Here is a 21,068-nt window from a genome sequence, read left to right on the forward strand (position 1 = left end):
GCTCATAGCAGTTGGTGAATGATCCTGTCCATGGCCGTCGCTGCTGCGCCCTTGTTCTCCCTGGCCGCCGCCGCCGGCGGCGCGCCGCTGCTGTTCCGCCAGCTCTTCGATGCCGACACCGGCACCTTCACCTACCTGCTGGCCGATGTGCCCAGCCGCCAGGGGGTGATCATCGATTCCGTGTTCGAGCAGCACGGCCGTGATCTCTCCCTGATCCGCGAGCTGGGCCTCGATCTGGTGGCCTCGATCGACACCCACGCCCATGCCGACCACGTGACCGGGAGCTGGCTGCTGCACGAGGCCACTGGCTGTGCCATCGGCCTGGCCGCCGCCGCCGGTGCCGACAACGTCAGCCGCCAGCTGAGCCATGGCGATCAGATCGCCTTCGGCGGGCGGTACCTGGAGGTGCGCGCCACCCCGGGCCACACCAATGGCTGCCTCAGCTTCGTGCTCGACGACCACGCCCTGGCCTTCACCGGTGATGCCCTGCTGGTTCGCGGATGCGGCCGCTGCGATTTCCAGCAGGGCAATGCCCACACCCTCTGGGCCTCGATCACCGGGCAGATCCTCAGCCTGCCCGACACCTGCCTGCTCTATCCCGGCCACGACTACACCGGCCGCAGCGTCACCTCGGTGGCAGAAGAGAAAGCCTTCAACGCCAGGCTGGGCGGCAACGCCACCGAGCGGGATTTCGTGGGGCACATGGAGGCCATGAAGCTCCCCCATCCCCACAGGATCGCCGAAGCCTTGCCCGGCAACATGCGCTCCGGCAAGCCCCGCCAGGCGGCAGCCGCGCCCGCCTGGGCGCCGGTGGCCCGCAGCTATGCCGGCCTGCCGGAACTCAACCCCGCCTGGGTGGTCGCCCATCAGAGCGATCTCACCGTGCTCGATGTGCGCTCCACCGAGGAATTCAACGGGCCGGACGGCCGGGTGGCCGGCAGCCTGCTGATCCCCCTGCCGGAGCTGGAAGGCCGCTTCGGCGAAATCCCAGTCGATCGCCCGCTGGTGGTGGTCTGCCACTCCGGCAGCCGCTCAGCGCTGGCCACCCAGCAACTGCTCAAGGCCGGCCGGCAGCAGGTGGCCAACCTCCACGGTGGCCTCAGCCGCTGGGCGGCCGAGGGTTTCCCGCTTTCCCACACCCCCTCTCAGCCATGACCACCACGGCAACTCCAACCCGCATCAGTGCCCACGACCTCGCCGACCAGCTGGCAGCACGAGGCGTCACCGTGATCGATGTGCGCGAACCGATCGAATATGCCTCCGGCCACATCAGCGGCAGCCTCAATGTGCCACTGGCGCGCATCACCCAGGCCGATCTGCCGCGGGGCCCGCTGGTGCTGGTCTGCCAGAGCGGCAACCGCAGCACCAAGGCGATCGGCCAGCTGCTGCGTGAGGGGCATTCCCAACCCGTGGCCGACCTGATCGGTGGCGTGCCCGCCTGGCAGCAGGCCGGTTTTCCAGTCCGCAAACTCAGGGGCGCCCCCCTGCCGCTGATGCGCCAGGTGCAGATCGCCGCCGGCAGCCTGGTGCTGCTGGGGGTGATCCTCAGCCAGACCGTGGCCCCAGGCTGGATCTGGCTGAGTGGGTTCGTGGGCGCCGGCCTCACCTTCGCGGGAATCAGCGGCTTCTGCGGCATGGCCCGGCTGCTGGCCGCGATGCCCTGGAACCGGATCGATGCCTCCTCCTCCCTGCAGGAACCTAGGAAGGTCTGACCTGTCTCCTTCGGCTGCCCCATGAGCGAACCCTTCGATCTGATCGTGCTCGGTGCCGGCTCCGGCGGCCTGGCAGCCGCCAAGCGGGCCGCCTCCCACGGCGCCCGCGTCGCCATCGTGGAGGGAGACCGGGTGGGAGGCACCTGCGTGATTCGCGGCTGCGTCCCCAAGAAGCTGCTGGTCTACGGCTCGGCCTATCGCCACCTGCTGGCCGATGCAGCCAGCTATGGCTGGCAGCTGGGCTCCAGCCGCCCCGATCCGGCCATCCTGCTCGCCCATGTCCGCGCCGAGGTGGATCGGCTCAACACCCTGCACATCGGCTTTCTGGAGACGGCGGGCGTTGAGCTGGTGAGCGGCTGGGGGCGCTTCTGCGGACCCAGTGCCATCGAGGTGACCCTCTCCGGTGGCGGGTCGCGCCAGCTCACCGCCGAGCGCATCCTGATCGCCGTCGGCGGTCGCCCCCATCGTCCCGCCATCCCCGGCAGCGAACTGGGCTGGGTGTCCGACGACATGTTCCTGCTGGAATCACTCCCAGCCACCGTGGTGGTGGTGGGTGCCGGCTTCATTGCCTGCGAGTTCGCCTGCATCCTCAACGGCCTGGGGGTGAGGGTGGTCCAGCTGGTGCGCGGTGATCACCTGCTGCGCGGGTTCGACCGGGAAGCCGGCAAGGCGGTCGAGGAGGCGATGGCGGCGGCTGGAATCGACCTTCGCTTCTGCCACAGTCCGGCAGCCATCACCGCCACCGCCTCCGGCGAGCGGGTCATCACCACCCAGAGCGGTGAGACCATCGCCTGCGGTGGTGTGCTGCTGGCCACGGGCCGCCGCCCCTTCCTGCAGGGACTGAACCTTGAAGCCGCCGGGATCGCCACGGCTGGCCATCGCATCCCGGTCGATGCCGATCAGACCACCAACCTCCCCCATGTCTTCGCGGTGGGAGACGTGACCGACAGGATCTGCCTCACCCCTGTGGCGGTGGATGAGGGACGGGCGTTCGCGGACACGGTGTACGGCGGCAGGCCGCGCCGGGTGGATCACGCTCTGGTGGCGAGCGCCGTGTTCTCCCAGCCGGAGCTTTCGGGCGTCGGCCTCAGTGAGGAGCAGGCGATCGAGCGCTGCGGAGCCGACGGCATCCGGGTGCACCGGGCCCGTTTCCGTCCGATGAGCCAGGCGTTGCCCGGCCGTGGCCCCCGGGTTCTGCTCAAGCTGATCGTCGAGCAGGCCACCGACCGGGTGCTCGGCGTCCACATGGTGGGCGAGCATGCCGCCGAGATCATCCAGATGGCCGCCATCGCGATCGGCATGGGCGCCACCAAGGCCGACTTCGATCGCACCATGGCCCTGCACCCTTCGGTGGCCGAGGAGTTCGTCACCATGGCCGGCTGATAACGGCCTGGCGTGCATCACCCCCGCGGCGTTCAGCTCTGGTCGCTGCGCCGCGGCACCGAGCCCATCGCGTGGAGTTCCATCACCTGCTCGGGACTGAGATCAAAGTTCAGGGTCGCCTTCGTGCCGGTGACCGTCAGGTGGAGTGGCAGGGCTTCACTGGGCCGTGGCATCAGGGCATCGAGATCGAACTGGGCTGATCCGCTCGGAACCGCCGAGCCATCCCTTGGCACGATCTCTTCGCTGCGGTTGGGCAGGCTCCACTCCTGGCCGATCGAATCGCTCAACAACAGGTCGGCGCTGTGATCCAGGCTTGTCTGGGTGTCGATGGCGTTGAGGCGGATGCGCAGGCCGGAGGCGTAGTCCGGGAAGGGCTGCTCGAAGATCTGGGCGCTGAGGCGATGGCCGGCCTGGTCCTTGAGCGACCAGCCATCCGCCGCCTGAGCTGGAGCTGCCCCCAGCAGAACGGCCATCAACAGCGGCAGAACGCCGAGCACTCCCCGCTTCAGCAGCGCCCCAAAGCGCTTGTTCAATGCCATGATTTTAACGACATAATGACTTATCAATAGTAGCGCGATTCCCAGGGTGGGGCGGTTCGTCTTCTGGGCTCGGATCGGCTCGGCGGCCTGCTTGCGTTTGCGCCCTTTATGTTGCTAGCGTCATAGTTGTCAGCGAGTGCTTGATGGCCTTCTCTGTTGCTCACCGGAATCCCCTGCGGCCAGGGAGCTCCGACCGCTCTCCAGGCCGGTTCAGGCTCCGCCTGCCCATCACCAGGGCGGATGTCTCCAGCTGGCGACAGCCTCCCCCGGGCCGGATGGTCTGGAGCAGGGTGTCGATTTGATCACCTCCGTTCTGGTTCTGCTCGGCGTCGGGGGGGCCGTGATCGGTTTCCTGCTCGCCGTGCTCGGTGCCGGCGGCTCGATCCTGCTGATGCCGTTGCTGATCAGTGGCGCGGCGCTGCCCACCCGGGAGGCCGTTCCCCTGTCGTTGCTGGTGGTCACGTTGATGGCCCTCGGCAATCTCGGGCCCTACCTCCGGCGCCGCCAGGTGGCCCCGAAACCGGCCCTGATCCTCGGGGTCCCGGCCCTGGTGGGCAGCTGGATCGGCGGCAGCTTCGTGAAGGCCGGCCAGGTGAGTGAACCGGTTCAGCTGGGGGTGTTCACTGCGGCGGCGCTGCTGGCCGCCTGGTTGCTCACCCGGCGCAGGGCCACCGGTCAGGTGGCGGCGAGGCGTGTGGTGGGTTCCCTCCTGCTTCTGGGCAGCCAAGGTGTGCTGATCGGCCTGCTCACCGGTATCGCCGGGGTGGGTGGTGGCTTTGCGATCGTGCCTGCCCTCGTGCTCCTGGCTGGTCTGCCGATGCCGCTGGCCAGCGGCACCAGCCTGCTGCTGATCGCCATCAACAGCCTGGTGGCCATGGCCGCCCTGGGCCACTGGCCCGCTGCCAGCCTGCCGCTGATGCTCCCGCTGCTGCTGGGTGGCTTCGTCGGCGCTGTGATCGGCCAGCGGCTGGCGCCCCACCTTCCCGACCGCCAGCTGCGCCGTGGCTTTGCCGCCCTGCTGATCGGCTCCGCTCTGCTCACCGGCGGGGAGGCCTGGCGGCGGCAGTCCAGGACCGGTCCTCAGGCGCTGCTGATCACCGATGGCGTCGCCGAGAGCAGGCAGCTTGCCGTCACGAGCCCCTACAGCTGAAGGGCATCAGAAATTCCGGCTACAGAAACGTGCCTGACGCAGATGTGGCGATTCAGCTGAGCTGGGTGGTTTTGGCTGTCGACATGCGCTTGCGCAGGCGGCGGCTCCAACTGAAGGCTGCTCCCACCTGGTGATCGTGGCCGGTGTGGCCCTCGGCACCGCCAGGTTGTCGTGATCGGCGAGCCGATCGATCAAAAGCACTCCCGCACCAGCATCGCTCAGGGATGCAGGCATCCGGGACTGGTGCGCTGACGGCCATCAGCCCCACAATCGACTGAACCAGATCGTCAGCCATGACGACTTAAGGCCATCAAGTGCTCCAATTCGTCAGTTGCGGCGGCCCAAGGAGCAGGCCAGGCCTGGTCAGGGCTGAAGGAGGGTTAAGCGGTGGCTGCTCTGAATCTCGCTCCAGGTGGCCTCAGGCACTCCCGCTTCCGCCGCAAAGCGGGGCCAAGCTCGCACCGCGGTGATGACCTGCTAGGCAATGGTTTCGGCGCGGCCACGCTTGAGCTGGGCCGTGCGGCCAACGACTTCAAGATCGGCGCGGTTGAATTGATCGCGCTTGCCATTGACAGACATCTGATGGGTGGCCGTCCAGTCGCCCTGGGGATTGAAGCTCCAGGTGACATCAAAAGCCGGTGAAAGCGACCACTGGCCTTGGCGATCCATCAGAAAGGCGATGTTCTTGACGTGATCATCTTGGTTGCGGGCGGCAAGATTGAACACCATGCGGCGGAACTGCTCTTCGGTGGCCTGCATGGGCAGGCGCAGCTGGCGCATCACGACAAAGGCCTGCTCGTAGCTGGAGCTGCCCGGTTCGTTGTAGTCAAGATGGGCCATGGCGCCAAGCGATTGCATGTGGAGCCTGGCTCCAGCGGCATCACGATCAAAGCGTCGCGTCATGAAATGGCGGCGGTTCTTTTCCTCCAGCAGGCGACATTCACTCATCGTGATCCCGGCAGCCTCAGCCATCTGGTTGTAGGCGAACTCGATCACCCCATAGCCCTGGGGATCCTCCAGCTCCTTGTCTTTGTTGCCGCTCACACCATCCAATTTCAGCAACCAATGGCCGAATCCTGGAGGTTGACCGTGATCGAAATCCTGGAAGCGATGGAGGCCTACCTGCTGCGGGCCCAGGGCCAGGACGACCTGAAACGCCGTGCCAAGCGCTCCGTCGTGGCGGTCCAGGAAGCGGGCCGGCTGGCCAGGATCCGGGGCTGGCTGACTCAGGCATAAAGGCCTATTGCCCCAGCCAGCCGGTGGGCCGATTGTGAGTTCATCGGCAACCGGGAGGCTCCAGACCATGGAAGACACCCCACCTGAGCAGCAGCCAGGAGCGCGCTGACGATCCGGTCCCTGCTCCAACACGCTCGACGGATCGCTGACTTCCCTGGTGTGTCGCGGCTGTCTGATCAGCCTCGGCATCGTCCATCGCACCGTTAACGGCTCTGCCTCAGGTGCCCCGGGCCCAACGGGAGGTCCCACTAGTCAACTAGCCCCAGGCGCCAGCGTCAGCAGCTCCGCCCCCACCAACCAAACCGCTTCAGAGCCCGGTGCCCTTGTCGCCGGGCTCTTTTCATGACTGTCCACTCTGCCCTCAGCGATGGCCAGGCCGTCTTCCAGCAGCGCCAGGTTGATGCTCACCCCTCAATGGTCTCCTGCTGATTGCCGGAGGAACGAGAACGGCTCTGTTGACTGGCGACCATCACAGCAGGGATGACTACGCCTGTGCGTTGAGGCCTGTGTGTTGAGGCCTGTGCGTTTAGTCCTGTGTTTTGAGTTTGTTGCCTGGCCACGCCATGGCCCTCTCCTTTCATTGCGTCGGTTTCACTGCGTCTGATCTGGTGATCCGGCTTGTCGCTGGGATGGCAGAGACATCGGCAACTGCGGGGAAGACGTCGGACCGGCAGGATCAGCCTTTGCGTCGAAAGACCTGATGGCCTGGTCGATCGCTGATCCGGGAGGTGTGGGATTGGGCTTGGCAGGGGCGCCACTCAGCCTTTCCAGCACACCCAGAATGTTGGGGGAACTGAGCGGCTGGCCGCCTCCGGCCCCGGGCTTGACGTAGTTGTCGTAGATCTCACCCTCCCTTGGGGTGGTCCCGAAGGTCTGGCCGTAGCCCTTCTGCTGGGCCCAGCCAGGATCGCAGGCCAAAACGGTGATCAGGCTCACGCCAAGCTGGGCGGAGATGGTCTGAACGGATGGTCGCGCCATGGCCAGAAGTCAGATGCCGGATGTCAGTAAGCAGCGAAATGTTAATCAGCTGTTCCACGCAGCAGCTGATCGAGTCAAGAGCCCCTGTCAACTCCCCCGCCAACCGCAGGCAACAGCAGCAGCCCAGCACCGTCAGCCTGATGCCGTCTGCCTGGCCTGGCCCCTGCCTTGAAGCCGGTGGTTTGGTTGCTCAGCAACAATGCAGGCCGACCCTTGTCGGGCGCCCATCTGCTGCACAGAAGCAAAGGGCTCGGACCGGTTGCAGGGTCTGGGCTCGCTCTCCGCCCTGGTTGTTTCCCCTGATTCATGGATCGTGCCGTTTGGCCGTGCTGTCAGTACGGCAAACCTCACTCCTGGGCCACACCCCATCACCACTGGTGCTCAGAGCGCCCCCAGCCCCGCCTTCAACCCCTCGGTGACAGCGGCGAGAAAGGGCAGATCGAGGGTGTCGATGGTGTCGCTCATCTGGTGGTAGTGCGGGTTGCGCAGGAAGGAGGTGTCGGTGACCATCACGGCGTCGTAGCCCGCATCCCAGAAGGGGCTGTGGTCGCTCAGGCGCACATCGGGCATCGAGCGGCCGGCATCGGGCACCGGCAGCACCTTGGTGACCACGTGCTTCCCCATGTGGCTCGCCAGGCCAGGCAACATCGTTGCGGCGCCTAGGTTGCCCACCACGGCGATGAAGTCGCCCCGATCGCCGTAGAGCGCCCGCATCGCCGGATGGGGATAGCTCTGGGTGGCGGCGGTGTAGGCAAGCATCTCCAGACTCACCATCAACTTCAACTTCTGGCCGCTGGCCTGGAGTTCGCGGGCCAGGGCGCTGCTGCCGACCATGCCCCATTCCTCCTGATCGAAGGCCACGATCCACATCGGCCTTCGGGACGGCTGGGCCTTCCAGTGCACCGCCAGCTCGATCAGGGCCGCCAGACCGGAGGCGTTGTCGTCGGCGCCGATCGAGTGCAAGGGGCCGTCGTAGTGGGCCGCCACCAGTAGGGGATCGAGCTCCGGGCGCTGACCAGGGAGCTTGAGGATCAGGTTGGTGCCCGCATCGATCCCCTCACGGAAGTGGCGCTCCTCCACCGGCCCCAGGGCGCCCAGCTGTTCGCCCAAGTAGGCGCGCACCGCCATCAGGCCCAGGGGATCCCAGCGGGCATGGCGGGGCCGGGCCAGGTGCTGCAAGTGCTCCAGCAAGCGGGTGTGGCCTTGTACGTGGTCGGGGGCGGGGTGGTTGATGGCGAGTTGGTCACTGGGGGATCAAGCTTAATCGCTTGACACCTGCAATGCAAGTGTGCATAATTGAGCGATGGTGAAGGTCTCCACTCCAGCTGACGCCCTCTACGGCCTCGAGGAACTCCTCCTCGTTGCCGGCAAGCTGCTGGGAGAGGTGATCTCATCTCGCACCGTGCGTCTCTACGCCACCCAGGGGTTGATCGATCGCCCCGGCAAGGAGGGCCGCAGTGCGGTCTATTCCCACCGCCACCTCCTGCAATTGGTGTTGGTGCGTGCCCTGGCCCGGCGCGGTCTCAGTCTTTCGGCCATTGCTCCCCTCTGCGTTCTGGCCGACGCCGATCTGGAGCAACAGCTGGAGCTGCTCGATGGGGTGGGGGCGGCGGCCACCGTTTCTTCCCCGCCGGCTTCCCGTGCCGCCCTCGACTACCTCCAGGATCTGCAGTCCTCAAAGGAATCCACCCCAACCAACGACGACTTCCCTGCCCACCTGTTGAGCAAAACCCATTCGCTCAGTCCCGTTCTCGGGATGCTCAGCGAACCCCTCTCCACCCAGGCCCGTTCGGAACGTTCTCCATCTGGCTCCCGCTTCGGGGGCAGCACTCGGGAGGCCTCCAGCCGCTGGCTGCGCTTCACCCTCGCCCCCGGGATCGAAGTTCACGTCCGCGAATCCGTTTCCCTTCCGCCTGCCGGTTCCCGCCGTCAGCAGTGGCTCAAGCGTCTGCTGGATCGGCTCAACGAACTGATCGACGACCCCTTCAGCTGAATCCCTTTTTCCTGGTACCACCGCCAACCCAGCCATGACCCAACCCACCCTGCGCTTCCGGCCCCTGCGGCCGGCGGTTGCTTCTGATCGCCCGTCAAGCCTTGATCTGCTGCTCACGATCACACCCCCAGCCCTGCTGGCTGAGCCCCAACGTCAGCAGCGCCCGCCGCTGAACCTGGCCCTGGTGATCGACCGCTCCGGCTCGATGGGCGGCACCAAGCTCAGCTATGCCCGCAAGGCAGCCCGCTTCCTGGCCGGTGAACTCACCAACCGTGATCGCCTCGCCATCGTCAGCTTCGACGACGAGGTGCAGGTTGTCGTTCCTTCCACGCTTGTCACCGATCCCCAGCCCTTCATCGCCGCGATCAACACGATCCACAGCGGTGGCTCCACGGCCCTCTTCGATGGCTGGCTGGCTGGAGCCACCCAGGTGGCCGAACACCTCGACGCCGCCCAACTGAACCGGGTGCTGCTGCTCTCCGATGGCCAGGCGAATCATGGCCTCACTGACACCACCGAGATCGGCGTCAAGGTGGCGGGTCTCACCCAGCGGGGCATCAGCACCAGTGCCTTTGGCCTGGGGGCGGACTTCGATGAAGACCTGATGGGGGCCATGGCCGCTGCAGGCGATGGCACCCTGGCCCACATCGAAAGCCCCAGCCAGCTGGCCGATCTCTACGCCTCCGAGCTTCAGGGCCTGGCCACCACCATCGGGCGGCGGGTGAGCCTGGGGGTGCGCGGCAAGCATGGCGCCGAGGTGGTCGATCTGCTCAACGACCTCAGGCCCACCGGTGCGGGCAACCACCAGCTCCCCAACCTGCGCGCCGGCCAGGAGCTCAATGTGGGTGTGCAGCTCAAGCTGCCCGCCTGGATCCCCAATCAGGAGATCCTCAGCGTGCGTCTGGCCTGGGAGGCTCCCGGTGGCAGCGAACGCCAGACCCTGATCGAGCATCTGACCTTGCCGGTGATGGACAGCGAGGAGATCAAGCAGTTGGACCCCGATGAGGCGGTGGCTGAACAACTGGCGCTGCTGCGGGCCAACCGGGAGCGCAGACATGTGATCGCCGAGCTTGATCGGGGGGATGTCAGCAGCGCCACCCTCAACCTGAGCCAGCTCTATGAGGAGTTGTCGGCGATGCCAGCCAGCCCCAGGCTCTCGCGGGAGCTCGACCTGCTGAACGAAAAGCTGGCCATGCTCAAGAGCGACCCGAACCGCAGCCGCAAGAACCTGAAGCGGGAGTCGCAGCGCTCCAGCCTGAACGTCTGGGAGGGCGACGATGAACAGACCTGAGCTGGTGGCGATCGGGGATGTGCACGGTTGCGCCTCCCTGCTGGAGCAGGAACTCAGGCCGCACCTGGACACGGGGGCGGAGCTGATCTTCCTGGGGGACCTGATCGATCGGGCCCCCGAAGCCGAGGGGGATCGCAAGGTGTTGGAGCGGGTCTGGCAGCTGCAGGAGAACCCTGGCGCCTTCGGCCTGGCGGCGGTGACGGTGCTGCGGGGCAACCACGAGCAGATGCTGCTGAATGCGCTGGCGCCAAGAGCGCAGGACCAGGACGTGAACTTGTGGCTGTGCAACGGCGGCAACCCCGACCTCCTGCCCCTGGCCCGCGAGCGCCGGGACTGGTTCGAGCAGCTGCCGTTCACAGCCATCCGCGGTAACTATCTGTTCGTCCATGCCGGCGTGCGCCCCGGCATCCGCCTGGAGCACCAGGCCACAGACGATCTGATCTGGATCCGGCGGCCGTTTCTCACCAAGCCCCACGGGTTGCCCTACACCGTGGTGCATGGGCATACCTTTCGACATGACTACAAGGTGACGCGGTTGCCGCATCGGATCGGGATTGATACGGGGGCGTTCTGCAGTGGGGTGTTGACCACCTTGCGGCTTGAACTTTTACCAGAGCCAATTGAGGCGGCCTTATGAGGTAACCGGAGATCTGCACTACTTGGATTACTTCCATGAGGCGCGTGATCTGGCCATCGACAGCCCCTTTCATTACCTGCTGTTAGATGAGGCGCTGTCTCCAGTCGTGCAGGCCCTCACCCTCGATGAGATTCTTAGCCTGCATCCCACCGACGCACCCTTCCAGCAGCTCGTCTGGATTGGCCAGGACGTGGCCAACCTTGTCAAGCGCAAGCACAACCTCTGGCAAACAATGGCTCCGCTGCACCAGCTCTATAGAGCCATGGGGACGATGATGCTTGTGGTCCCTCCGCTGGATGAGGAGCATCAGCGTGAGGCTGGAACTTGGGAAACCGTCTATAGAAGAGAACATGAATGATGCCTGAGTCCGTTGACAACCCTCCTGAGGGTCAAGTAGGCCCTGGAACCGGTTCCCGCTCCATCACCCCCAGCCAACTCGCCCTTTTCAGCCGCAGCCCCCGGACAGGTGCCTGGTGGGAGGAGCTCAAAGCCAGGGGGCTTTTCACGGGCGAGCAACCACCTCCCTCATCCCTTGATGAGCAACTGTTCGCCGATGGTCTGCGCCTTGAGCAGGTGTTGCTCAACAGGTTGGAAGCCGAGGGCTATCGCATCGCCCGCCTGGCCGGCAAGCAGAACGAGGCTGATTACGTCGCCACCCGCGAGGCGATGGCAGCAGGGTTTGACTTCATCCATCAGGCCTCACTGAACAACGGAGAGATCCGCGGCTCGGCCGACGTGCTGCGCAGGATTCCCCAGCCCTCAGATCTCGGCGACTGGAGCTACATCCCGATCGAATGCAAGCTGGCCAGTAAGCCACGCACCACTTTTCTGGTCCAGGCCTGTGCCTACGTCGAGCTGCTCACCCCATTGCTGGGGCAACGGCCCGATCGCTTCGAGTTGTTTCTCGGTGGTGGCCGCTTCCAGACCTATGACACCGATCGTTTCTGGGCCTGGTACCAGCAGCTCCGCAACCGCTACCGCGATTTCTGTGCTTCCTTCGATTCCGCCTCGCCGCCGGAGGATGAACCCGGTGATCTCGGCAGCTGGAGCGCCTTCATCGAGGAGCGCCTGATTGCCGAGCGGGATCTCGTGCTGGTGGCCAACATGCGCCAGACCCAGCGCCTCAAGCTCAAGACCGCCGGCATCCACACGATCGAGCAGCTGGCGGCACTGGCACCCGGCGCCAGCATCGCTGGCCTTGCGGCCGAGATCCTGTTCGAGCTGCGTCAGCAGGCCCAGCTGCAACTCACACCCCATGGGGCCGATGGCAAGCCCGCCTTCCTGGTGCGCCCCCTGCAGCCGGGCAAGGGCTTAGCCGCCCTCCCCGCCGCCGATGCCGGCGACATCTGGTTCGACATGGAGGGACTCCAGGATGCCGTTGCCGCCAAGAAGCTCGAATACCTCTTTGGGGCCTGCTACCGGGAGGCGCCGGCTGAGTCGGCAGCCTTCATCGCCTGGTGGGGTCATAGCCCCCTGGGAGAAAAGCGGGCCTTTGAGGGGTTTGTGGATTGGGTGGAGGAACGAAGGCGCCGTCATCCAGGCCTGCACGTCTACCACTACGCCAGCTATGAAAAGTCGGCGATGCGCCGCCTCTCCCAACAGCATTCCACCCGAGAGGCGGTGATCGACAACTGGTTGCGCAGTGATCTGCTCTGTGACCTGCTGCCGATCGTCACCCGCTCGATCGTGCTCGGTGAGGGCAGCTACTCGATCAAGAAGGTGGAGGGGCTCTACATGGGCCCCCGCGGCGCCGATGTCACCAATGCCGGTGATTCCGTCGTCGCTTACCTGCACTGGCAGTCCTCCGGTGAGCCTTCCCTGCCGGGCGCAGCCCCAGAAGCCAGCCCCAGGCTTCAGGCCATCGAGGACTACAACCGCGACGATTGCGTCTCCACCGTGCTGCTGCATGACTGGCTGCTGGAGCTGCGCCGCGCCCAGGGCCTGCCCGATCAACCGCTCGACCATCCCGACGAAGAACGCCCTGAGGCAGAACCCTGGCCCCTGGAAGCCCTCAGTGCCAGGTTGATCGCCGAGTTGCCCGAGCCGCTCCAGAGCGATCCAGCCGCAAATGCCCCAGAAGCCGAGCTGCTCGCCCAGGAGCAACCGGGCCCCCGGGGCCTGAGCTGGCGGGTGCAGCGCCTGCTGGCCCAGCTGCTGCCGTTCCATCACCGCGAGGCCAAGGTTGCCTGGTGGGCCTACTTCGATCGCAGGGGCAAGGCCCTGCAGAGTCCAGAGGAACTCGACGCCGATGGCGAGGCGATCAACGGCGCCGTCTGGCAAAGCGCCGAAAGCGTTCCCAGTGCCCGCACCGGGGCCGACCTGCACACCTTCTGCTTCGATCCGAGTCAGACCCTCAAACTCCATGTCGCCCTGGGAGATGGGCCCATCAAGTTGGAGATCCCCGAGACCGGCCAGAAGCTTTCGGCCGTGGTGATCGACGGCGAGCGGGGCAGCCTCACGCTCAAGTACCCCTGGAGCGCCAGAGAGAAGCGGCAGGCCAACGGGCTGGACGTGGAGATTCCCAAGGGCCCCCTGGCCCTGATCAAAGTGCCAGAAGACATCAGCAAATCTCTGCGGGAAAGCCTGCTGAGCCAGGCCGAGAGCTGGATGGATGGTGACAAGCCCATCCCGGCCGCCATCGTTCACCTGCTTGAGCGCCGTGCCGTGCAGCCGCTGGTACCGCTCAATGCCGCCCTCGCGGCCGATCCGAGTGCTTTGCCCGCCGAGTTGGCAGGGTTTCTGGCCTCCCACAGCGATCTGACCCTCGCTCTCCAGGGCCCGCCAGGCACGGGCAAGACCACCGTCACCGCCGAGATGATCGCCGAGTTGGTGCAGCGCGGTCTGCGGGTGGCGATCAGCTCGAACAGCCACGCAGCGATCAACAACCTGCTGCTCAAGGCCCACAGCAGCTGCGCCGCCCGTTGCCTCAGCCAGCAGGTGGTGAAATGCAGCACCGCTAAAGACGACAAAGGTCTGGTCGGCCAGCCCGTGGCGCTCTGCAAACCCGATGCACTCACTGGCTCGATGGCCGTGGTGGGCGGCACGGCCTGGATGTTCGCTCGCCCCGTGATGGAGGAGGCCTTCGACTGGCTGGTGATTGATGAGGCGGGTCAGATGTCCCTGGCCAACCTGCTGGTGATGGCCCACTGCGCCCGAGGGGTCCTGCTGGTGGGCGACCAGCAGCAACTGGCCCAGCCCTCCCAGGCCGACCATCCCGGCGAAAGCGGCCTCTCCTGCCTCGACTACCTGATGCAGGGCCGGGCGGTGGTGCCTGGTGATCGTGGCGTGTTTCTCTCCACCAGTTGGCGGATGGAGCCGAGCCTCACCGCCATGGTTTCGGAGCTCTTCTATGACGGCCGCCTGCAGGCTCATCCAGCCAATGCCAGTAACCACATCCGCTGGCGTGAACCCTTCCTCGGCCGCAGCGGCCTGCCCATGCCGGGCCAGGGGCTTGTCTTTGAAGCGGTGCCCCACAGCGGCTGCAGCGTTTGCTGTGAGCCGGAGATCGATCGGATCGAGCAGCTGGTGGAGGCGTTGCTGGGCAACGGCTACTGCTATGCCCGCCGCGGCGGGGAACATCGGGGGGTGCTGAGCCCAAACGACATTCTGGTGACCGCGCCCTACAACGTTCAGGTCAATCGGCTGCAGCAGCGGCTTGGCCAACGGGCCCGCGTCGGCACCGTCGACCGCTTCCAGGGCCAGGAGGCACCGGTGGCCATCCATTCCCTCACCGCCAGCGATGGCGACTGCGCCCCCCGTGGCCTGGGTTTTCTGCTGGAGCCCAACCGGCTGAATGTGGCAATCAGCCGCGCCCAGTGCCTCTCGATCGTGGTGGGCTCACCCAGCCTGGCCTCGGGCCTGGCCAACACCGTGGAGGAGGCTGCCCAGCTCAACCGCCTCTGCCGCCTGATTCAGGCTGGAGCCGGCGAGCCGATGCGGACGTCATCCAGCTGACGCCGAGCGCTGAAACGGGAAGGGCTCAGGCACCGCAATCGTGGAGGGATGGCATCGACCCTCCCCTCACGCTTGTGAGCAGGCGCTGCTGGATCAGGCCAGTTCTGGGCCGGTGCCGGCGATTCAGCCAGCCGATCGGAGCAGCTCCTGAACCATCACCAGGGCATCCACGTAGCCGAGCTGCCTGTGGTGAAACGCCCCGGGCAGAACGCCGACGGTGCGGAAGCCGTTGCGCTTCCAGCAGCGGATGCCGGCGGTGTTGGTGCTCACCACCAGGTTGAACTGCATCGCCCGGAACCCCAGCCGCCGGGCCGCCTGGAGCGAGTGCTGGCAGAGGCTGCTGCCGAGGCCTTGCCCCCGGCACGCTTCGGCCACCACATAACCGGCATTGGCCACGTGGGCACCGAGGCACAGGGAATTGGGCCTGAGGTAGTAACTCCCCACCACGGCCCCACCTGCATCGACGGCCACCATCACCGCCTGGCTCTGCTCCACCCAGAGGCCTCTCGCCGCGGCTTCAGTGATCGCCGGGTCGTGGGGGAAGGTTTCGCCGGCACGGAACACCGGCTCCAGCAGGCCCCACACCCCCGGCCAGTCGGCTGGCTCAAAGGAACGGATCAGTTGCGGAGAGGTCATGGCCGCTTCGACTGGGAGGCCGGGCGCGGAGGAGGCCATCCACCGCCGCCTGTCCCCACACACTCTGCCGCTGAAGCCAGCTGCCTTGATGGCCCGGAGGCAGAGGGGCCAGCAGGATGGAACCTTCTCAAGGAAGGCTCCGGAGGCACTGGATGAAGGTGATCGTCGATCTCTGCGTTGTGCCGATCGGGGTCGGCGTCAACCTGGCGCCCTACATCGCTGCCTGTGAACGGGTGCTGCTCGACGCCGGCCTCAAGATCCAGCTGCACCCCAACGGCACCGCGATCGAGGGCGAGTGGGCGCCGGTGTTCTCAGCAATCGAGGCCTGCCATGCGGCCGTGCACGCCATGGGCGCCCCCCGCATCTTCACCACCGTGAAGCTCAACACCCGCACCGATCGTGACCAGACGCTGGAAGACAAGGTGGCCAGCGTTGAGGCATTGCTCCTGCAACAGCATGAAAGGGGCCAATAAAAAGGCGCCCCGTGCCTGGCGCCCTACTGCTCCCGAGAAGCCAAAGGCTTGGGCCGGTTGCAAGGTCTGGGCTCGCGAGCTGCCCTGGTCGTGGCCTCTGATTCATCGATAGATCCGCCAGCTTTGATTGTCAGTACGGCAAGCCACTCCTTCCGAGCGCCGGTGGGGTCAGACTGGATGCAACGTCACTCAGCAAGGAGAGGCCATGACCACCACCCTGGAGAGACCCGCCACCCTGGTGTGCGCCTGCCCTGGCTGCCACTGCACGGTGCAAGCGGACAGCCCGTTCCGCAACGGCGCCCTGCTGTTCTGCAGCGATGTCTGCGCCAAGGGGCACCCCAACGGAGAGCCCTGCCACGCCGGCTGTGGCTGTGAATGCCATGGCTGAATCAGCTCCGCCGCTGCGGCAGCGATCGCCGGGTTTTTCAATGAACTCCTGGGCACATTTCACCCCGAGTTCTTGTCACATTCTGCTGTCTTTTCCGGTGATGAAGCCGCTGAGCAGGCAGCAGATTCCGATCGCCAGGAAAAGCCAGGCAGAGAAGCCCACCAGCACCTGACCGATCGCCACACCGGCCACGATCACCAGCCAGGGGCAGCAGCGTGGCCATGGGCTGAATGGCAACAACGCAGGCCGATCCGTTGCCGAGCTGCTCGTCATCGATCGAACGGTGGGGTCCGCCGTCTGCGGCCTGAGGGTCACTCCGATCGTTGGCTGATGGAAAGCCGTTGCTGTTCTCGGAAGCCAGCTGATCCGGCCACTGTGCCCAATCGAAACGCTGCCGGTTCAGGCTTTCTCGATCGAGATGTCAGCCGAAAGGGTGGTTGCCACGGACCGCTAAGCCGCAGCGGCCTCGATGATCGCCGTGGTGGAGGCCTCCACCGCTCGGGCCACTTCCCTCAGGGAGGGATCGGCCGAGAGGCTGGCGAGCACCGCCTCAGGGCGGATCATGCCGATGCGGGTCTGGCCGGCTTCGGTGTAGACGGAAATCCGGCAGGGCAGAGCCATGTTGAGCGCCATCGTGGTGCTGAGCACTGCGGCGGCCTGCTGAGGGTTGCATACCTCAAAGATGCGGCACTGCTCCGGAAACGGCAGGCCCTTGCTGCGCAGGGTGTTTCCCAGATCATGCACGGCCAGCACGCCGAAGCCCTGATCCACCGCAGCCTCCTGGAGGGCGGCGCTGGCCTCCAGGAAAGATTTCGGTGTATCGAGGATGAAGAACGGATCCATGGGAGGTGTTCAGGATGTGCCGTACCAGCTGCGGTACCACTGGGTCATCTGCTCGATCTCCCGGCTCTGGGCCTTCACCATGGCCTGCTGCATCGCCCGCAGCTGCGGATGCTGGCTGTTCGTCTGGGCCATCGTGGCCATCATCACGCCCATTTGGTGGTGCGGAATCATCTGCTCGATGAAAGCCCGGTCGAAGTCCGGGGCTGTGCTCAGGGCTGAGAGGTTCATACCCCCGCCCATGTGTCCCATCCCCATACCCATGCCACCACCCATCCCCATCGGGCCGCCCCTGCCCCCTGCCAACCCCAGCCCTTGCCCGGTCCCCAGCTGGGCACGGGCTGACTGAACCACTGCCGGTACCAGGCACGCATCTGGGCGTTCTCCTGTGTCTGGCTGGCCTTGATGCTCCTCGCCAACTCCTTGATCTCGGGCCGCTTCGCGCGGGTGAGGGCAAGATCGGCCATGGCGATGGCCCCGTCATGGTGAGGAATCATCATCACGATGAAGTGCTGATCCATCGTCTGGGTGCCCATCCGCCCCACGCCGATCCCGCTTCCTGCTGGGGCCGCCGCCTGGGGCGGCCCTGAAAGCGCTGGAGCCCCCACTGAAAGGACGACCGCTCCCAGCCCTGCAGCGGCAACGAGTCTGAACGCAGCCGAACGGGTCTGGCCGAACGTGCATCGGTGCTGGCCCATCAGCTCTGCTCCCTTGCTTTTGGCAGTTATCAGCATGGGGTCGCAGCAGAGCGCTGGCCGCGGCTCTGGGTCATTGCTTCATCGAATTGTTGCTGATTCGTTCCGTGCTGGCCGGCCGTCACGATCAGCTTTCAGATCTGAAGATTGGGGCAGATCACATTCCCATCCTTGGCGGGATCGCTCTGCCAGCCGGCCAGCAATCCCTGCAGTTCCTTTCTGAGCTGTCGCAGCTCCTTGATCTGGCCATCGATCCGCTCGATCTGTCTGCCCAGCTGGATCTCGATGTCGCCGCAGGGCAGAGCACCGGCGTCGTGCACGACCAGGCAGCCCTGGATCTCCTCCAGGCTGAGCCCGAGGGTCTTGAGCCGACGGATGAACTCCAGGCGTTGCAGGCTCTGCTCGGCGAACAAGCGGTAACCGCCTTCGCTGCGGCCGATCGCTGGCAGCAGGCCCAGGTCCTCGTAGTAGCGCAGGGTCTTGACCGGCAGGCCACTGCGGCCGGAAAGGGCCCCGATCTTCATGCCAACGACCGCCATCGTCTTGACTCTCCACCCATGAGGAGAGTTTAAGCTAATTGTCGATCACTTTTCATCCTCAGGCAGTCCGTGAATCCCATCGCTCTGGCTCTGCTCCTCTCGGCAGGCGTTGCCCTGGCACCCGGCGCCGCCCGCGCCCAGGCCAACGACATGTTCCCGAGCAAAGCCGCTGCGGAACAGCGAGCCAAGCAACTGAACTGCAGCGGTGCCTTTGCGATGGGCAAGGAATGGATGCCCTGCCAGAACTTCGATGTCTACCAGAAGGCCGTCTCCAAGGAAAAGTGACTCCACCGCTCCTTACTCCTGCTCCGAGCCGTTCCCCCGACCAACGGTTCTGGGGATGCTCACCCTGTTGATCGCCGGCTCTTGAATCGGTTTGTTGCTGGGCCGACGGAGCGGCAGGAAGCCAGCCACGCCGCCATCCTGATCAGGCCGCCCTGTACCGCCGCAGCAGTGATGAGTTGACGATCACCGAGAGCGAACTCAGGGCCATCGCTGCCCCGGCGATCATTGGATTGAGCCAGCCGAAGGCAGCAATCGGAATGCCGATTGCGTTGTAGATGAAGGCCCAGAACAGGTTCTGGCGGATCTTGCGCATCGTGGCCCGCGACAGGCCGATCGCACTCACCACCAGACGCACGTCGTTGCGGATCAGGATGATGTCGCCGGCTTCCTTGGCCACATCCGAACCGGAGCCGATGGCGATGCCGATGTTGGCCGTGGCCAGGGCCGGGGCGTCATTGACGCCATCGCCCACCATCGCCACCACCTGACCCGCCTGCTGCAGGGCCTTGATCGTTGCCGCCTTGTCGGCCGGGCGCACCTCGGCGATCACCTCCTCGATCCCCACCTGGTGGGCGATGGATTCAGCGGTGGTGCGGTTGTCGCCACTGAGCATGATCACCCGCACCCCTCGGCGCCGCAGCAGCTCCACGGCTTGGCGGGCCTCGGGTCTGACCGTATCGGCAACGGCGATCAACCCCAGGATCTGATCGGCTTGCCCCAGCAGCATGGCGGTTTTCCCCTGGGCCTCGAGCCCAGCAAGCTGGCTCTGCACAGGTTCGGGAAGGCGGGGCAGGAAGCGGCTCGCCAGGGAACGGTTGCCGAACCAGACGACACTGCCGGCCTGCCTGGCCGTGATGCCCTCCCCCACCTGGGCCTCGAACTGCTCCAGCGGCAGCAGGTCCAGATGGCGCGCAGCAACGGCAGCGGCGATCGCTGCTGCCAGGGGATGCTCCGAGCCATGTTCCAACGAACCCGCGAGCTGAAGCACCTCCTGCTCCGAAAGATTCCCAAGGGGCTCCAGATCGGTGAGCATCGGCTTGCCCAGGGTGAGGGTGCCGGTCTTGTCGAACACCATGGTGGTGAGCTTCTCGACCCGCTCCAGCACTTCGCCGCTGCGGATCAGGATGCCCAGCTCCGCGCCCTTGCCCACCCCCACCATCAGTGCGGCGGGCGTGGCGATGCCGAGGGCGCAGGGGCAGGAGATCACAAGCACGGCAATGAAGGCCAGCAGGCCACTGCTGAACTGGCCGGCCAGCGCCCAGATCGCAAAGGCGGCAAAGGCGATCAGCACCACGGCAGGAACGAACCAGCCCGTGACCTGATCGGCCAGCCGTTGCACGCTCGCGGTGCTGGCCTGGGCTTCCTCCACGATTCGCACGATCTGGGCCAGGGCCGTGTCGGCTCCCACCCGGCTGGCCTGAAATCGGAGCAGGCCAGCCCCATTCACCGTGCCACCGATCAGCTCGGCGCCGGCCTGTTTGGCCACCGGCAGGGATTCACCGGTGAGCAGCGATTCATCCACCGAGGAGCTGCCTTCGAGCACCACTCCATCGGCGGGGATCTTCTCGCCCGGGCGCACCAGCACCGTCTCGCCTGCGTCGATGGCATCGGCGGGCACGGTCATCTCCATGCCGTCGCGGATCACCGTGGCCGTGGCGGGCTGAAGATCGAGCAGCTTGCGCACGGCGGCTGAGGAGCGTTTCTTGATGATCTCCTCCATGAACTTGCCCATCAGCACGAAGGCGATCACCACCGCCGAGACTTCGAAGTAGACGTCGCGGTCATTGACGCCAACCGGCAGCCAGCTGGGCGCGAAGACCACCACCACGCTGTAGAAGTAGGCAACGGAGGTGCCCAGGGCGATCAGCACATCCATGTTGAGAGCGCGCCGCTTCAGGGCAGCCCAGGCACCGGTGTAGAACGACCAGCCACCGATGAACTGCACTGGGGTGGCCAGCACGAACAGCCACATCCCCCAGCTCATCCAGGGCAGGGCCGGCAGGGGCACCCAGGACATCAGGCTGACCCCGGCTGCCAGGGCAATGAAGGCCCCGGCCCGCAACAGCGCCAGCGCCAGCACCCCGCCGAGTACAAATCCCACGCGGCGGCGCATGACGCGCAGTTCGCGGTCGGGATTCAGGAAGGTCTGCAGGCAGGACTGGCTGCAGAAGTAGTAGGCCCTGCCGCCGCGCTGGGTGGTGAGAGCCGTGGCCACCGGCACGACCATTCCGCAGATCGGATCCTTGGCCATGCCCGCCTTGCCAGCGCCATCGGGCGGATGGCTGTGGTGATGGCAGGCCTGAGTGGTGCTCATGGCGGTGTTGCGGTTGGGCTCAGGT

The 21,068-nt window shown here is 65.7% G+C and carries 25 protein-coding genes; 13 read left to right on the forward strand and 12 right to left on the reverse strand.

Annotated features, from left to right (window positions below; genetic code table 11):
• The first annotated feature begins 30 nt into the window (after positions 1 to 30).
• Genes ACXMDY_RS01205 through gorA form a run of 3 tightly spaced genes read left to right on the forward strand, consistent with a single transcriptional unit; the run spans position 31 to position 3,095 of the window.
• Positions 31 to 1,155: a rhodanese-like domain-containing protein gene (locus ACXMDY_RS01205; RefSeq protein ID WP_259701479.1), complete on the forward strand. Its 1,125-nt coding sequence runs from the start codon at positions 31 to 33 to the stop codon at positions 1,153 to 1,155.
• On the forward strand, positions 1,152 to 1,712 hold the full coding sequence (locus ACXMDY_RS01210; protein ID WP_259701478.1) for a rhodanese-like domain-containing protein: 561 nt from the start codon (positions 1,152 to 1,154) through the stop codon (positions 1,710 to 1,712). The genes ACXMDY_RS01205 and ACXMDY_RS01210 overlap by 4 nt, the downstream gene beginning before the upstream one ends.
• A 21-nt stretch (positions 1,713 to 1,733) precedes the next feature.
• Positions 1,734 to 3,095, forward strand: a complete 1,362-nt coding sequence (gorA, locus tag ACXMDY_RS01215) for a glutathione-disulfide reductase (protein WP_259701477.1) — start codon at positions 1,734 to 1,736, stop codon at positions 3,093 to 3,095.
• A 32-nt stretch (positions 3,096 to 3,127) separates the two neighbouring features.
• Here gorA and ACXMDY_RS01220 read toward each other — a convergent pair whose 3' ends face one another.
• Positions 3,128 to 3,634: a DUF3122 domain-containing protein gene (locus ACXMDY_RS01220; protein WP_259701476.1), complete on the reverse strand. Its 507-nt coding sequence runs from the start codon at positions 3,632 to 3,634 to the stop codon at positions 3,128 to 3,130.
• Between the two features lie 136 nt (positions 3,635 to 3,770).
• Here ACXMDY_RS01220 and ACXMDY_RS01225 point away from each other — a divergent pair, with 136 nt between their 5' ends.
• Positions 3,771 to 4,784 carry a sulfite exporter TauE/SafE family protein gene (locus tag ACXMDY_RS01225; protein WP_457767257.1) on the forward strand — a complete coding sequence of 338 codons (1,014 nt, stop codon included), beginning with the start codon at positions 3,771 to 3,773 and terminating at the stop codon, positions 4,782 to 4,784.
• Positions 4,785 to 4,836: 52 nt separating this feature from the next.
• Here the strand turns inward: ACXMDY_RS01225 and ACXMDY_RS01230 are convergent, their stop codons facing one another.
• The gene (locus tag ACXMDY_RS01230) at positions 4,837 to 5,079 is read right to left on the reverse strand and encodes a hypothetical protein (protein ID WP_259701474.1); all 243 of its coding nucleotides are present in this window, start codon (positions 5,077 to 5,079) and stop codon (positions 4,837 to 4,839) included.
• Between the two features lie 182 nt (positions 5,080 to 5,261).
• On the reverse strand, positions 5,262 to 5,846 hold the full coding sequence (locus ACXMDY_RS01235; RefSeq protein WP_457767258.1) for a type II toxin-antitoxin system HipA family toxin: 585 nt from the start codon (positions 5,844 to 5,846) through the stop codon (positions 5,262 to 5,264).
• 3 nt (positions 5,847 to 5,849) lie between these two features.
• Between ACXMDY_RS01235 and ACXMDY_RS01240 the strand changes: the two genes are divergently transcribed.
• Entirely contained in the window at positions 5,850 to 6,020 is a 171-nt protein-coding gene (locus ACXMDY_RS01240) for a hypothetical protein (RefSeq protein WP_457767259.1), read from the forward strand.
• Between the two features lie 591 nt (positions 6,021 to 6,611).
• On the opposite strand, the gene ACXMDY_RS01245 is transcribed toward ACXMDY_RS01240, so the two are convergent.
• A complete protein-coding gene (locus tag ACXMDY_RS01245) occupies positions 6,612 to 6,998 on the reverse strand; it encodes a hypothetical protein (RefSeq protein WP_259701473.1) in 387 nt (128 codons plus the stop codon).
• 381 nt (positions 6,999 to 7,379) lie between these two features.
• Positions 7,380 to 8,189, reverse strand: coding sequence for a M20/M25/M40 family metallo-hydrolase (locus tag ACXMDY_RS01250; RefSeq protein WP_259701472.1), 810 nt, complete (start codon positions 8,187 to 8,189; stop codon positions 7,380 to 7,382).
• A gap of 112 nt (positions 8,190 to 8,301) precedes the next feature.
• Here ACXMDY_RS01250 and ACXMDY_RS01255 point away from each other — a divergent pair, with 112 nt between their 5' ends.
• From ACXMDY_RS01255 to ACXMDY_RS01275, 5 genes are read left to right on the forward strand one after another with little or no spacing between them, the layout of a single operon-like run.
• Entirely contained in the window at positions 8,302 to 8,991 is a 690-nt protein-coding gene (locus ACXMDY_RS01255) for a MerR family transcriptional regulator (protein ID WP_259701471.1), read from the forward strand.
• A 34-nt stretch (positions 8,992 to 9,025) separates the two neighbouring features.
• Complete coding sequence (locus tag ACXMDY_RS01260; protein ID WP_259701470.1) at positions 9,026 to 10,282, forward strand: vWA domain-containing protein; 1,257 nt, start codon at positions 9,026 to 9,028, stop codon at positions 10,280 to 10,282.
• Entirely contained in the window at positions 10,269 to 10,919 is a 651-nt protein-coding gene (locus ACXMDY_RS01265; RefSeq protein ID WP_259701469.1) for a metallophosphoesterase family protein, read from the forward strand. Before ACXMDY_RS01260 ends, ACXMDY_RS01265 begins: the two co-directional genes overlap by 14 nt.
• Positions 10,882 to 11,277, forward strand: a complete 396-nt coding sequence (locus tag ACXMDY_RS01270) for a hypothetical protein (RefSeq protein ID WP_259701468.1) — start codon at positions 10,882 to 10,884, stop codon at positions 11,275 to 11,277. Before ACXMDY_RS01265 ends, ACXMDY_RS01270 begins: the two co-directional genes overlap by 38 nt.
• On the forward strand, positions 11,277 to 14,873 hold the full coding sequence (locus tag ACXMDY_RS01275) for a TM0106 family RecB-like putative nuclease (protein ID WP_259701467.1): 3,597 nt from the start codon (positions 11,277 to 11,279) through the stop codon (positions 14,871 to 14,873). The genes ACXMDY_RS01270 and ACXMDY_RS01275 overlap by 1 nt, the downstream gene beginning before the upstream one ends.
• 123 nt (positions 14,874 to 14,996) lie before the next feature.
• Here the strand turns inward: ACXMDY_RS01275 and ACXMDY_RS01280 are convergent, their stop codons facing one another.
• Positions 14,997 to 15,509: a GNAT family N-acetyltransferase gene (locus tag ACXMDY_RS01280; protein ID WP_259701466.1), complete on the reverse strand. Its 513-nt coding sequence runs from the start codon at positions 15,507 to 15,509 to the stop codon at positions 14,997 to 14,999.
• Positions 15,510 to 15,661: 152 nt separating this feature from the next.
• Here ACXMDY_RS01280 and ACXMDY_RS01285 point away from each other — a divergent pair, with 152 nt between their 5' ends.
• Positions 15,662 to 15,982 carry an MTH1187 family thiamine-binding protein gene (locus tag ACXMDY_RS01285; protein WP_259701465.1) on the forward strand — a complete coding sequence of 107 codons (321 nt, stop codon included), beginning with the start codon at positions 15,662 to 15,664 and terminating at the stop codon, positions 15,980 to 15,982.
• 205 nt (positions 15,983 to 16,187) lie between these two features.
• The gene (locus tag ACXMDY_RS01290) at positions 16,188 to 16,370 is read left to right on the forward strand and encodes a metallothionein (RefSeq protein ID WP_259701464.1); all 183 of its coding nucleotides are present in this window, start codon (positions 16,188 to 16,190) and stop codon (positions 16,368 to 16,370) included.
• A 75-nt stretch (positions 16,371 to 16,445) separates the two neighbouring features.
• On the opposite strand, the gene ACXMDY_RS01295 is transcribed toward ACXMDY_RS01290, so the two are convergent.
• The 5 genes from ACXMDY_RS01295 to ACXMDY_RS01315 all read right to left on the reverse strand — a co-directional run bounded on the left by ACXMDY_RS01295 (position 16,446) and on the right by ACXMDY_RS01315 (position 18,444).
• On the reverse strand, positions 16,446 to 16,643 hold the full coding sequence (locus ACXMDY_RS01295; protein ID WP_259701463.1) for a hypothetical protein: 198 nt from the start codon (positions 16,641 to 16,643) through the stop codon (positions 16,446 to 16,448).
• 177 nt (positions 16,644 to 16,820) lie between these two features.
• The gene (locus tag ACXMDY_RS01300) at positions 16,821 to 17,213 is read right to left on the reverse strand and encodes a DUF302 domain-containing protein (protein WP_259701462.1); all 393 of its coding nucleotides are present in this window, start codon (positions 17,211 to 17,213) and stop codon (positions 16,821 to 16,823) included.
• 9 nt (positions 17,214 to 17,222) lie between these two features.
• Positions 17,223 to 17,441, reverse strand: coding sequence for a DUF305 domain-containing protein (locus ACXMDY_RS01305; protein WP_457767260.1), 219 nt, complete (start codon positions 17,439 to 17,441; stop codon positions 17,223 to 17,225).
• The gene (locus ACXMDY_RS01310; protein WP_457767261.1) at positions 17,438 to 17,818 is read right to left on the reverse strand and encodes a DUF305 domain-containing protein; all 381 of its coding nucleotides are present in this window, start codon (positions 17,816 to 17,818) and stop codon (positions 17,438 to 17,440) included. Before ACXMDY_RS01310 ends, ACXMDY_RS01305 begins: the two co-directional genes overlap by 4 nt.
• Positions 17,819 to 18,039: 221 nt before the next feature.
• Entirely contained in the window at positions 18,040 to 18,444 is a 405-nt protein-coding gene (locus ACXMDY_RS01315) for a heavy metal-responsive transcriptional regulator (protein WP_259701460.1), read from the reverse strand.
• Positions 18,445 to 18,513: 69 nt separating this feature from the next.
• Here ACXMDY_RS01315 and ACXMDY_RS01320 point away from each other — a divergent pair, with 69 nt between their 5' ends.
• On the forward strand, positions 18,514 to 18,729 hold the full coding sequence (locus ACXMDY_RS01320; protein ID WP_259701459.1) for a DUF3721 domain-containing protein: 216 nt from the start codon (positions 18,514 to 18,516) through the stop codon (positions 18,727 to 18,729).
• Positions 18,730 to 18,871: 142 nt separating this feature from the next.
• Here ACXMDY_RS01320 and ACXMDY_RS01325 read toward each other — a convergent pair whose 3' ends face one another.
• Positions 18,872 to 21,043, reverse strand: a complete 2,172-nt coding sequence (locus ACXMDY_RS01325; protein ID WP_259701458.1) for a heavy metal translocating P-type ATPase — start codon at positions 21,041 to 21,043, stop codon at positions 18,872 to 18,874.
• Between the last annotated feature and the right edge of the window lie 25 nt (positions 21,044 to 21,068).

The sequence above is a fragment of the Cyanobium sp. ULC082 genome (assembly GCF_977927535.1).

Bases quoted from the DNA above. Each gene is read 5' to 3' on its own strand.
- ACXMDY_RS01205 (WP_259701479.1), top strand. From the start codon at position 31: ATGGCCGTCGCTGCTGCGCCCTTGTTCTCCCTGGCCGCCGCCGCCGGC.
- ACXMDY_RS01210 (WP_259701478.1), top strand. From the start codon at position 1,152: ATGACCACCACGGCAACTCCAACCCGCATCAGTGCCCACGACCTCGCC.
- gorA (WP_259701477.1), top strand. From the start codon at position 1,734: ATGAGCGAACCCTTCGATCTGATCGTGCTCGGTGCCGGCTCCGGCGGC.
- ACXMDY_RS01220 (WP_259701476.1), bottom strand. From the start codon at position 3,634: ATGGCATTGAACAAGCGCTTTGGGGCGCTGCTGAAGCGGGGAGTGCTC.
- ACXMDY_RS01230 (WP_259701474.1), bottom strand. From the start codon at position 5,079: ATGGCTGACGATCTGGTTCAGTCGATTGTGGGGCTGATGGCCGTCAGC.
- ACXMDY_RS01240 (WP_457767259.1), top strand. From the start codon at position 5,850: ATGGCCGAATCCTGGAGGTTGACCGTGATCGAAATCCTGGAAGCGATG.
- ACXMDY_RS01245 (WP_259701473.1), bottom strand. From the start codon at position 6,998: ATGGCGCGACCATCCGTTCAGACCATCTCCGCCCAGCTTGGCGTGAGC.
- ACXMDY_RS01255 (WP_259701471.1), top strand. From the start codon at position 8,302: ATGGTGAAGGTCTCCACTCCAGCTGACGCCCTCTACGGCCTCGAGGAA.
- ACXMDY_RS01260 (WP_259701470.1), top strand. From the start codon at position 9,026: ATGACCCAACCCACCCTGCGCTTCCGGCCCCTGCGGCCGGCGGTTGCT.
- ACXMDY_RS01265 (WP_259701469.1), top strand. From the start codon at position 10,269: ATGAACAGACCTGAGCTGGTGGCGATCGGGGATGTGCACGGTTGCGCC.
- ACXMDY_RS01275 (WP_259701467.1), top strand. From the start codon at position 11,277: ATGCCTGAGTCCGTTGACAACCCTCCTGAGGGTCAAGTAGGCCCTGGA.
- ACXMDY_RS01280 (WP_259701466.1), bottom strand. From the start codon at position 15,509: ATGACCTCTCCGCAACTGATCCGTTCCTTTGAGCCAGCCGACTGGCCG.
- ACXMDY_RS01285 (WP_259701465.1), top strand. From the start codon at position 15,662: ATGAAGGTGATCGTCGATCTCTGCGTTGTGCCGATCGGGGTCGGCGTC.
- ACXMDY_RS01290 (WP_259701464.1), top strand. From the start codon at position 16,188: ATGACCACCACCCTGGAGAGACCCGCCACCCTGGTGTGCGCCTGCCCT.
- ACXMDY_RS01295 (WP_259701463.1), bottom strand. From the start codon at position 16,643: ATGACGAGCAGCTCGGCAACGGATCGGCCTGCGTTGTTGCCATTCAGC.
- ACXMDY_RS01300 (WP_259701462.1), bottom strand. From the start codon at position 17,213: ATGGATCCGTTCTTCATCCTCGATACACCGAAATCTTTCCTGGAGGCC.
- ACXMDY_RS01305 (WP_457767260.1), bottom strand. From the start codon at position 17,441: ATGAACCTCTCAGCCCTGAGCACAGCCCCGGACTTCGACCGGGCTTTC.
- ACXMDY_RS01315 (WP_259701460.1), bottom strand. From the start codon at position 18,444: ATGGCGGTCGTTGGCATGAAGATCGGGGCCCTTTCCGGCCGCAGTGGC.
- ACXMDY_RS01325 (WP_259701458.1), bottom strand. From the start codon at position 21,043: ATGAGCACCACTCAGGCCTGCCATCACCACAGCCATCCGCCCGATGGC.